The 6,672-nt window shown below is 47.4% G+C and carries 8 protein-coding genes; 7 read left to right on the top strand and 1 reads right to left on the bottom strand.

Features of this window, described 5'->3' with window-relative positions; translation table 11 throughout:
• Positions 1–196: 196 nt before the first annotated feature.
• Positions 197–1,603 carry a chromosomal replication initiator protein DnaA gene (gene dnaA / locus VB081_RS12890; RefSeq protein WP_323401186.1) on the bottom strand — a complete coding sequence of 469 codons (1,407 nt, stop codon included), beginning with the start codon at positions 1,601–1,603 and terminating at the stop codon, positions 197–199.
• Between the two features lie 293 nt (positions 1,604–1,896).
• Here dnaA and VB081_RS12885 point away from each other — a divergent pair, with 293 nt between their 5' ends.
• The 7 genes from VB081_RS12885 to mnmE all read left to right on the top strand — a co-directional run.
• The gene (locus tag VB081_RS12885) at positions 1,897–2,628 is read left to right on the top strand and encodes a DUF975 family protein (protein ID WP_323401185.1); all 732 of its coding nucleotides are present in this window, start codon (positions 1,897–1,899) and stop codon (positions 2,626–2,628) included.
• 151 nt (positions 2,629–2,779) lie between these two features.
• Positions 2,780–2,914, top strand: a complete 135-nt coding sequence (gene rpmH, locus VB081_RS12880) for a 50S ribosomal protein L34 (protein WP_323401184.1) — start codon at positions 2,780–2,782, stop codon at positions 2,912–2,914.
• Between the two features lie 3 nt (positions 2,915–2,917).
• Entirely contained in the window at positions 2,918–3,292 is a 375-nt protein-coding gene (gene rnpA, locus VB081_RS12875) for a ribonuclease P protein component (protein WP_323401183.1), read from the top strand.
• Positions 3,264–3,473 (top strand): membrane protein insertion efficiency factor YidD, encoded by a 210-nt coding sequence (gene yidD, locus VB081_RS12870; protein ID WP_323401182.1) that lies wholly within the window; start codon positions 3,264–3,266, stop codon positions 3,471–3,473. The genes rnpA and yidD overlap by 29 nt, the downstream gene beginning before the upstream one ends.
• A 19-nt stretch (positions 3,474–3,492) precedes the next feature.
• Entirely contained in the window at positions 3,493–4,494 is a 1,002-nt protein-coding gene (locus tag VB081_RS12865; RefSeq protein WP_323401181.1) for a YidC/Oxa1 family membrane protein insertase, read from the top strand.
• Positions 4,495–4,518: 24 nt separating this feature from the next.
• Positions 4,519–5,253, top strand: coding sequence for an RNA-binding cell elongation regulator Jag/EloR (jag, locus tag VB081_RS12860; protein ID WP_323401187.1), 735 nt, complete (start codon positions 4,519–4,521; stop codon positions 5,251–5,253).
• Between the two features lie 61 nt (positions 5,254–5,314).
• On the top strand, positions 5,315–6,672 hold a 1,358-nt coding region (mnmE, locus tag VB081_RS12855; protein WP_323401180.1), incomplete at its 3' end, for a tRNA uridine-5-carboxymethylaminomethyl(34) synthesis GTPase MnmE.

Raw genomic sequence — 6,672 nt, 5'->3', positions numbered from 1 at the left:
ATTAGGGCATGTGTATATTGTGTATAAGCCAATTTTTTCTCGGTTTCAAGGGATTTTTTAAATATTTCCCCCCTGCATAACTTGTATTTAACCTCAAAACTTTTCGTGCAGAGCATGGTTATGTTACGTGGATAAAAATTTTTACGTCAGATGTCCTTCCAAAGACTTTATTTTTTATCCACAATATATTCGTTGTTTATCCCTTGACCCTTGCCTCGATATCCTCAACGATCCGTTTGAGCTCGATATCTTCCTTGATCTGGTTTTTGATCTTTTCTTCGGCATAGATCACAGTTGTATGGTCTTTCTTCCCAAAAAACTCAGCGATCTTTAAGTAAGAGAGGTCTGTTAGGTCGCGCAGGATATACATGGCGATCTGCCGTGGAAAAGCGATCTCCCTGTTTTTCTTCTGGCCTCTTAAGTCGTCCTCTCGTATATCATAATAGCTGCATATGACGTCCGCTACCGCTTTTGGCGTAATGGCCTTTAGGGTAGGAGTACTGAAGAAGTCGTCCAGCGCCTTCTGCGCGATAAGCAGGTCTATCTCCTGTATGGAAGAAATATCATTGTGCAACTCCGCATACATGATCACCTTTTGCAGCGCGCCCTCAAGGGTACGGATGCTTGCATCCTTTTGCTGCGCAATATAATGGAATACTTCGTTTTTGATCGGAAGGATATCCGGATTTTGTTCCTTTAATACCTGCATCTTTTTTAACAGGATCGCAACGCGTGTTTCATAATCGGGCATTTTGATATCCGCGATCAGTCCCCATTCAAAGCGTGAACGCATGCGTTCCTCAAGCTTTTCCATTTCCTGTGGGGGACGGTCTGAAGAAATGACGATCTGTTTATTGAGCTCGTGCAGGGCGTTGAAGGTATGGAAAAATTCATCCTGTGTTACGGCCTTTCCGGCGATAAACTGAATGTCATCTACCAAAAGCACGTCGACATTACGGTATTTATTGCGGAATTGCTCGCGCAAATCGATGTTCGCGTTGTTATTGGTCAGTTGGATCATACGGATCAGTTCGTTCATAAAGGTCTCGCTGGTGACATACACGATCTCAGCATCCGGATTTTCCTTTTTGACATGATTGCCGATCGCGTGCATCAGATGCGTCTTGCCAAGGCCAACGCCGCCATACAAAAACAGGGGATTATAAGAATGTCCCGGGGACTGTGCAACGGCAAGCGCCGCCGCATTGGCAAATTTATTCGATTCGCCGACGACAAAGCTGTCAAACGTATAAGCCGGATTAAGCGTAGAGCCCATCGGCTTTTTCGGCTGTGGTTTTTCCGGCGTGATCTCATTGACCTTGATGTTTGCCGCTTCCTGCGGCGTTACGAAAAGCAGGGAAAGATTAGCAGGCGAAGCGCCGTAAAGTTCTTCGTGGGCAAGCTGCATCGTCTTTTTGATCTGCTCCGCATATTTTTCCGTGATGAGGTTTTTATGCATAGGGCTGGAAACTTCAAAATAATAAGTATTGTCATCTTCGTGGATCGGTTTTAATTCCTTGATCCATACATTAAATTGAAACATGGGAAGGTCTTCTTCCAGGTAGCCAAGTGTTTTTTCCCATAGGATGTTAAATACGCTCATCAAAAAATTTCCTCTGCCTTATTTTATGTGGATAACTATGTGCACAGACGAAACAGCTAGGCACAAAGTTTTTTCACGATTTTACCAAAAGTTATACGAACGTTATCCACAAATCTATCCACAAAATCCGCGAAAATGTGAATAACCATGCGGGTTTGTACGTGTTTTATTATAGCATATTAAAACAAAAAATGGAAAGAAAAAAAGAAATAAAAAAGGGCTGTAATTGTAATGCTGCAAAAACTGTATTAGAATACAAATAAGAAAGCACAGCAAACAAGCGGTAAGGAAGCATGAAAAAAAGAAGAAAGATCAAAAGGATATCCCAGGTAAACGTTTCAGGGCAATACTGGAAATCGGTTGCGGTCATGATCATCGTTTCCGTGATCCCTTTTTTTATGATGTGGACAGGGTCGCTCATAACGCTGGCCTCCCTATACCAGACGGTGTTCGTTTTCGATCTCAGCCTTCTTCGGACGGTGTCCGCGACCATCTCGTCCGTTGCGCTCGGTGTCATCCTCGCGCTCATGCAGCCCATCCTTGCAGTCGGCAATGCGGGCGTGTTTATCGATGTTTACAAAAACAAGGGTACAAGCATTGCAAAGGCCTTTGGCGGGTTCGCGAATTTCGGTAACGCGCTTGGGGGTATGCTGTGGATGATCCTGTGGATATTTTTATGGTCGATCCTTCTCATCGTGCCGGGCGTCGTCAAAAGCTACTCCTATTTTATGACGCCATACATACTGGCTGACTGCCCGCATGTATATGGGCCGGATGCGGTAGAGATATCCAAGCGCATGATGCGTGGATATAAGGCAAAATTGTTTGTGGCACAGCTGAGCTTTCTGGGTTGGCTGATCTTGTGTATCATGACCCTCGGGACATTGTGGATATTTTATGTCGGGCCATACTATAATACGGTGATGGCGGGCTATTATCAGGAGATCAAGCTGGCCGCGATCAAAAGCGGGGCTGTAACGCAGGAAGAATTTAACGGGGCGGAGCTTCGGCCGACGGAAGTCTGAGCCGTAAAAATGCCTTTTTTTGGTTGACACTTGACCTTAATAAATATATAATAATAATCGTCTTTTTATCGAAAAAAATATGTTGATAGCTTCCGGCACATTGTCGCCGGTGAGTAATACGAGATTACACAGAAGTGGAGAGATTAAAATTATGAAGATGACCTATCAGCCGAAAAAGAGAAAACGCAGCCGTGTACACGGTTTTATGAGCAGAATGAAAACAAAAGCCGGCAGGAACGTGCTCAGAAGAAGACGCGCAAAAGGCAGAAAAGTATTGTCTGCATAAAAAGTGAACATACTGACTCTGAAAAAAAACAAAGAGTTCAACTTTGTTTACAGGAGGGGAAAGCCTGCGGGATCGCGCGATATGACGCTTGTGTGTGCAAAAAGCAGATATGGCGGTGTGCGTGTCGGATTTTCGGTCAGTAAAAAAGTAGGAAACAGTGTGGTGAGAAATCGTACAAGACGCAGATTAAAAGAAGCGTTTCGTACGTTTTTACCTGTTTTAGGCGGAAACTACAGTCTTGTTTTTGTGGCGCGGCCGACGATTCGCGAGGCAGAATTTGCAGAACTGCTAAGGCAGATGCAAAGCCTCCTGAAAAAGGCCGGGCTCTTGTCCCTGAAGGGAGAAAAACATGAAAAAAGCGATACTGGCGCTCATTAGGTTTTACAGAAAGGCGATCTCGCCTTATTTTCGTCCGTGTTGTAGGTATACGCCGACATGCTCGCAGTATGCGATCGAGGCGGTCACGAAATACGGCGCGCTCAAAGGCTCGTTTTTGGCAATCAAACGGATATTGCGCTGTAATCCGTTTTTTCACGGCGGATACGATCCCGTTCCGTAATTTGGGGAGGATATAGATCTTGGATTTTCTATATAATAACTTTTTATCAGATTTTTTCAGCATTTGTATGAACGGGCTCAACAGCCTGTTTGCAGATTATGCGTTGTGTATCGTTGTTTTGACGATACTGATCAGGCTTTGCCTGCTGCCGCTGGATTTGAAAATGCGGAGCAACTCTGCAAAGATGTCGGCGCTGGGGCCGGAGATACAGTCTATACAAAAGCGTTATGCCAATAATCCGCAGATCGTGCAGAAAAAGCAGCAGGAATTGTACCGCAAGATGAATGTAAAGCCGATGTTTGGCTGCCTGCCTTCGCTCATCCAACTGCCTATCCTGTTTGCGTTCTTCGGTGCGATGCGCGTGCTGCAAAGCCAGCAGACCGTTGCGCTTATGCTTGACGCGGCGCAATATGGCGCAAGCACAGTGCAGCTGCCCGAGTTTTTCTGGGTGCATAACTTCTGGCAGCCGGATAACGGTATGTCCAATATCCTGCCCAACTCGACAGAATTTTTATCGTTTATACAGCAAAACTCCCTGTATATCACGCCACAGACGATGAGCCTTTTGCAGACGCACGGGTTGCTTGATTTTTCAACAGGCGTGATGACCGTGCCGGATGCGACATATACAGCACTCACCACGCAGATACTCCAATCCAACGGATTTATCAATGCGGCTGGGGAAGTTACAAATTATAACGGGTACTTTATCCTGCCGGCGCTCGCCGGCGTGGCGCTCTTTTTACAGCAGAAATTCAATCCTGCATCCATGAACGGCGGAATGGGAATGAATGCGATGAATCCTGCCGGCGGCGGGTCAGAACAGGCGGAAGCGGCAGGCTGTTCAAGCAAAATGATGCTCTGGATATTCCCAATCTTTTCGATCTGGATTTGCGCGACGTCAAATACAGCGTTTGCTCTTTACTGGTTCATTTCCAGCCTGTATGCGTTTGCACAGATGAAGCTGGTGGACGTCATTAAAAAGGCAAGGGCAAAAAAGAAAGAAGTCAGCGTTGTATAAAAGGGGGACGAAATCTTGAAATATGTGGAAGCAAAGGGCAAGACAGTCGATGAAGCCATTTTCAGCGGGCTTGAGGAACTGGGACTCGCTCTTGATGAAGTAAATATTGATATCGTACACGAAGGCAGCAAAGGGCTTTTCGGCATTGGAAAAAACGCGGTCGTACGCCTGACAAAAAAAGAAGAGGAACAACCGGAGGCAGCGGCGCCACAGCCACAGAGTAGTGGTAAACGAAACAAGAGCAAGAGAGACAGTACTACGGCTGTAAGTGAAAGCAGTAAACCGCGCGTGAACGTGACACCGGGCGACAGTGCGCCGGAGAAATTCTTGAACGGGCTTTTTGCACGAATGGACGTGGATGCTGTCGGCGCAGTCAAACAAGAAGGCGAAAAGAGCATCCAGATCGAGATCACAGGCGCAGATACGGCTGTCCTCATCGGGCGGCGTGGAGATACGCTGGATGCCCTGCAATATTTGACGGGACTTGCGGTCAATAAGGGAAAAGACGATTATAAGAAGATCATGCTGGATGCGGAGAATTACCGCCAGAAGCGTGAGCATACGTTAGAAAAGCTGGCAAAGCGGCTGGCGAATACGGTGGCGAAAACGGGCAAGCCGATTACGCTCGAGCCGATGAACCCGTACGAACGGCGGATATTGCATGCGACACTGCAAAACAATCCCCGTGTAGAGACCATGTCGGAGGGCGAAGAACCATACCGCCGCGTGGTGATCAGAAGAAAGCGCAGCGCCGATTAATACAGAAAATGGACCCGGCTTTAAAAAGTCGGGTTTTTTTGAATCATACAAAGGAGCCGGAATGTACGAAGATACCATAGCAGCAATCGCAACGCCGTCCGGTACAGGGGGCGTCGCCATCATCAGAATCAGCGGGCCGCAGGCAAGGGATGTTTTGCGGCGCGTATTTTCGCGTGGTGAATTTGAGCACGCGAAATTGTATTATGGCAGCATCCGGCGTGAGGGCGAGCTTCTTGACGAGGGGATGGCTGTGCTTTTCTGCGCGCCTCACTCCTATACGGGCGAGGATGTGGCGGAGCTGTATTGCCACGGCAGCCTGATCGGCTTGCGCAACGTGCTTGATTTTGTATTTGCGTCCGGGGCGCGTCCTGCGCAGGCTGGCGAATTTACCCGTCGTGCTTTTCTGAATGGGAAGATGGATCTGACACAGGCGGAAGCGGTGTGCGATTTTATTTCCGCTTCGTCACAGGCCGGAGCGAAGGCTTCGCTCAAGCAACTTGCCGGAGGGCTCAAGGATACGGTGTCCGCGTTTCAGGGAGAGCTGACGGACATGCTGGCACAGGTCACAGCGGCGGTGGAATATCCGGAGGAAGATTTAGAGCATGAGATCACCACAGATGCGATTCCTCTTATTGCCGATTTGAAGCAAAAGATAGAAAGATTGGCGAATACATTTGAGCACGGCAGGATTTTGAAGGAAGGCCTTGATGTGGCGATCGCCGGAAAACCGAACGTCGGAAAATCGTCACTCCTAAATGCACTCTTACAGCAGGACAGGGCGATCGTTACAGATGTTGCCGGAACGACAAGGGATACGATAGAGCAGAGTTTTTACATTGATGATATCAGGATAAATTTGACGGATACGGCAGGAATCAGAAGCACGAACGATAAAATCGAACAAAAAGGCGTAGAACGGTCAAAAAGCGCCGTTAAGGAAAGCAAATTGACGGTTTTTGTGCTGGATGCGGCATGCGAAATATCGGCGGAAGATCAATCTGTATTTGAAACGCTTAAAAATAGCGAAGTCGATGTTCTGGTCGTTTTGAATAAATTAGATGCGTCTGAGAGGCTCTCAGAAAAGGATGTTTTTGCGCGTTTTCCCTCTTATCCGGTGCTTGGTATTTCCGCCAAAACAGGCGAAGGGTTAGAAGCGCTAAAAAGTTGGCTGTACGAATATGCGTTAAAGGACAGCACATCGGCGGAAGGTATGGTCATTACAAATCTGCGCCATCGGTATGCACTGAAAGATGCGGCGGCAAAACTTGGCGAAGCACAGCAGGCGCTTATTGACGGAATGGATATGGATTGTGTGACCATCGATCTCAATGGCGCGTGGATGAGCCTTGGGGTGGTCACGGGGAATACGGTCAGCGAAGATATCATTGACCGTGTGTTTGAGAAATTTTGTTTGGGGAA

Origin of the sequence: Christensenella sp. (assembly GCF_034927525.1) — a bacterium.
In the GTDB taxonomy this organism is placed as follows: Bacteria; Bacillota; Clostridia; order Christensenellales; family Christensenellaceae; genus Christensenella.
This window is presented reverse-complemented; position numbering and strand designations above follow the sequence as displayed.